The 3856-nt window shown below is 44.0% G+C and carries 3 protein-coding genes; 1 reads left to right on the forward strand and 2 read right to left on the reverse strand.

What is annotated here, in order from left to right:
- Positions 1-169 precede the first annotated feature (169 nt).
- Positions 170-1534: a 23S rRNA (uracil(1939)-C(5))-methyltransferase RlmD gene (gene rlmD / locus AC805_RS06945; RefSeq protein ID WP_055074740.1), complete on the reverse strand. Its 1365-nt coding sequence runs from the start codon at positions 1532-1534 to the stop codon at positions 170-172.
- Between the two features lie 66 nt (positions 1535-1600).
- On the opposite strand from rlmD, the gene AC805_RS26735 reads away from it, so the two are divergent.
- A complete protein-coding gene (locus AC805_RS26735) occupies positions 1601-2791 on the forward strand; it encodes a rhodanese-related sulfurtransferase (RefSeq protein ID WP_072143546.1) in 1191 nt (396 codons plus the stop codon).
- A gap of 31 nt (positions 2792-2822) precedes the next feature.
- Here the strand turns inward: AC805_RS26735 and AC805_RS06955 are convergent, their stop codons facing one another.
- On the reverse strand, positions 2823-3551 hold the full coding sequence (locus AC805_RS06955) for a Uma2 family endonuclease (RefSeq protein WP_055074741.1): 729 nt from the start codon (positions 3549-3551) through the stop codon (positions 2823-2825).
- Positions 3552-3856 lie beyond the last annotated feature (305 nt).

Consider the following 3856-nt stretch of genomic DNA (forward strand, 5'->3'; position numbering starts at 1 on the left):
CGCTTTTTTATCCCCAAAAGAAGGTTGCCGCGCAGAGCGCGGCAACCTTCTTTTGGGGTTTATTACCAAATCCCCAAAATGGCAGCGCCATTTTGGGAATCTCAAAACCTTACTGGGTTTGTTTTTTAATTCACAAAAGTGTTGTCACACTTTCGTGAATTGGTATTATTTACAATTTAGTGAGAAAGGCGATCGCTTCTACATGAGATGTTTGGGGGAAAAAATCGATTGGTTGAATGCGGGTGATTTGATAGCGATCGCCTTCGCATAGGAGCTTGAGATCTCTCGCCTGAGTTGCAGGATTGCAACTGACATACACAAGGCGATCGGGGGCATTTTCACGGAGAAATGTAATTACTTCAGGTTCGCATCCTTTACGCGGCGGATCGAGAATCACAATATCGGGATGTAAATTGAGAGTACCGATCAGTTCTTCGACTTTGCCAGTATGAAAAACCACATTGTCAATGCCATTGAGTTCGGCATTAAGTTTACCCTGAGCCGTAGCCTGTGGCTGGATTTCGATCGCGATCGCCTGTTTGACTTGTTCCGCTAAGGGTAAGGCGATCGTGCCAATGCCAGCATAGGCATCTAAGAGAACTTCCGTTCCTTCTAACTTAAGTTCTGCTTCAATGATTTTTAACATTTGTTCGGCTTGCTCGGTATAGACCTGAAAGAAGGTATCCCCACGCAGACGGAAGGTTAATCCCGCAAACTTCTCCAATAGGTAATCTTTTCCTGCAATACAGCGGCTTTCGCGTCCAAAAATGGCATTGGTCTTATCGGGATTGCAATTGAGGATCACGCCAACCACCTTGTCATAGCGCTCCAACCAAGTTTGAGCAAATACGCTTAAGTTGGGAACCTGCCAGTCTCGCGTTACTAAAGTAATTAGAATCTCACCAGTCGATCTGCCAATCCGCAGTCCGAGATGCCGCAGTAATCCAGTATGCGTATTCTCGTCATAGATTTGCCAACATTGATTGTGAATATCCATTTTTAGCTCTGCAAGCATGGGATCGAGCCGTTCATCTTGGGCAGGACATTGATTGAGATTGACAATCCGATGGCTTCCTTTTTGGTAATATCCAGCTTTGAGGTTGCCATCCTTGCCCGTTGCGAGAGGATAAGTAACCTTGTTGCGATAGTGGAGGCTATCCTTTGCGCCAACGATTGGGGAGATGAGATCGGTCAGCATTTCGGGGCTAAATCCCCCAATTCTCTGCAATGCTTGCAGGACGATATTTTGCTTGGTTCTTAGCTGAGCTGGATAGCTGACTGCTTGCCATTGGCAGCCACCACACTTATCGGCAACAATGCAGCTAGGTCGCACGCGATCGCTTGATGGCGTAAGGATTTTTTCAATGCTGGCATTAGCAAAATTTTTCTTGACGAATTCTAGTTTTACCTGAAGGCGATCGCCTGGCACGCTATTAGGAACGAAGATCGCGATATTTTCGTAACGCCCCACCCCATCGCCGCTATCCGCAAGATCGTCAATGGTGAGCGTGATTTTTTGTCCCTGTAATAGCATGTTTTTATTGGTTTAGGAGGAAAAGCGCCAAGCATTATATGATTTAAAGCTATAGGATTTAAAGCAATGTTAATTCGATTGTTTCAAAAGCAAGATAGCGATCGCATCGCGCAATTGTTCCATGATACTGTGCGCGAGGTGAATATTCGCGATTATTCACATGAACAGGTCAAGGCTTGGGCTCCCGATGACTTGCATTTCACTAACTGGATAGAGGATTGTAGTAACAACTTTACCTATGTTGCGGAAGAAGAGGGCGAGATCATTGGCTTTGCCCAGCTAGAAACTAATGGTCATATCGATTGCTTCTTTTGTCATAAGGACTATCAGCGCTGTGGTGTGGGAACGAGGCTATATCGTGCGATCGAGGCAAAGGCTCTGGAATTAAAAATCGATCGCTTATTTGTGGAAGTGAGCATTACCGCGAGAGCCTTTTTTAAAAGTCGTGGCTTTAAGGTGCTGAAGGAGCAGCAAGTTGCTTGTCGTGGGGAAAAACTCACCAACTTTGTGATGGAGAAGTCTCTGGCAAAATATTTAGAAACCTCCGATCGCTTTGTGGTGGCAACTTTTTATCACTTTGCCGATTTGAAGGATTATCGAGAGATGCGATCGCCCATCACGGATTTCTGTAACGATCGCGAACTTAAGGGCGTAATTTTACTCGCACCAGAGGGAATTAATTCCACAATTGCAGGAAGTCGAGAAGGTATTAATGCGCTATTAAGTTATCTTCGTTCCGATCCACGCTTGCAAGATTTGGAACATAAGGAAACTACTTCGGATGTCATGCCTTATAACAAACTAAGGGTGCGGCTTAAACAAGAATTAGTGAAGTTTGGAGTATCAGGTATCGATCCTAGCAAGGAAGTCGGAACCTATGTCGATCCTCACGATTGGAATGCCTTAATTTCCGATCCAGAGGTAATCGTGATTGATACGCGCAATATTTACGAAGTGGAGTTTGGTACTTTTAAAGGAGCGATCGATCCGCATTTAGATTTCTTCCATGAGTTCCCTAAGTACGTGGAAGAGAATCTTGCTATGGATAAAAGTAAAAAGATCGCGATGTTTTGTACAGGTGGCATCCGTTGCGAGAAAGCAAGCGCCTATATGCTAGCTCAAGGTTTTGATGAGGTTTACCATCTCAAAGGCGGCATTCTCAAATACTTAGCCGAAGTCCCTCCCGAAGAAAGTCTCTGGGAAGGAGAATGTTTTGTCTTTGACGATCGCATTGCAACTAAGGGTTCTGCGATTTAACTGAGTAGTGCGGCGAAGCCGCACTACTCAGTTAAATTGCGTCAGGATCAACCCCGATTGACCGTAAATAAGCCGCTAATTTTTCCTTTTGTTGCCGTTCCTTAGCAGCCATGATTTCAGCGTTAACTGCTCTCTCATTAGCAGTCAAATAGCGATCGCCTGAAGCGTTATACCAATAGAGCCATTCACGCTGCCAAGCAATATGTTCTCCCTGTTCATAACCGAGAGCTAAATCAATTTCTGGCAACCAAACGCGATTATTCTCAATGGGTAAAAGTTCGTACTTACCTGCAATTAGTCGATAAACTTCCAATCTCTGCCTATTTTTAAATCTTCCTCTACGTCCACTTAAGGGATTGTAAATCGCATAGTAGAGAATACCTAATGCTTGGTAATCGGCTAACTTGTCCTCATATTCACTGTTATAGCGCTCAGAGACAACCTCTAAGGCAAAGATCGGCATGATGTTCTGCTCTTCCCACAGCACATAACTGAGCCTTCCTCTTTCACCTGTATCATGCTTGACTCCCATCGCGAGAAACCCATCAGGCACGATCGCAGGTTCATCAGGATTATAGTAAATACCCATATCTACGCCAAAATACCAATCATCCCGATCTGCCCAAATAGAGGCTAATAAACTCAGCAGTAAATTGGGGATGTCATTTTGTAACTGATTATCCACAGGCGTTTCGTCAGATGATGGCAATTCTTCAGCAGTGGGAAGAATCCGATTAGTTGTATAAGTGAGGTTAACCATAGCTTGTACAAGCGCGGCGTTAAGTTACCGCAATTCTAACAGATGGAATATAAGTAGCTAGGCATAATTACAAGCCCAAACCCGTAAAGTTGCAACTTTACGGGTTTGTAATTTATTTTGCGCAAGTATTTATAACGCACGCTGCGCGTGCGCTATAGGTTTTAGTTCTGTTTTTTTAATTATGCCCAGCTAAGTAGTTATACCAATTCCCAAAAGTGTGGCTACACTTTTGGGAATTGAAAACCAAACCCAGTAAGGGTTTTAAAATCACAAAATGGCGTAGCCATTTTGTGATTTGGTATTAA

Source organism: Pseudanabaena sp. 'Roaring Creek' (genome assembly GCF_001402795.1).
Taxonomy (GTDB): domain Bacteria; phylum Cyanobacteriota; class Cyanobacteriia; order Pseudanabaenales; family Pseudanabaenaceae; genus Pseudanabaena.

Excerpts from the sequence above, each read along its gene's own strand:
- rlmD (WP_055074740.1), bottom strand. The coding sequence starts at position 1,534 with ATGCTATTACAGGGACAAAAAATCACGCTCACCATTGACGATCTTGCG.
- AC805_RS26735 (WP_072143546.1), top strand. The coding sequence starts at position 1,601 with ATGTTAATTCGATTGTTTCAAAAGCAAGATAGCGATCGCATCGCGCAA.
- AC805_RS06955 (WP_055074741.1), bottom strand. The coding sequence starts at position 3,551 with ATGGTTAACCTCACTTATACAACTAATCGGATTCTTCCCACTGCTGAA.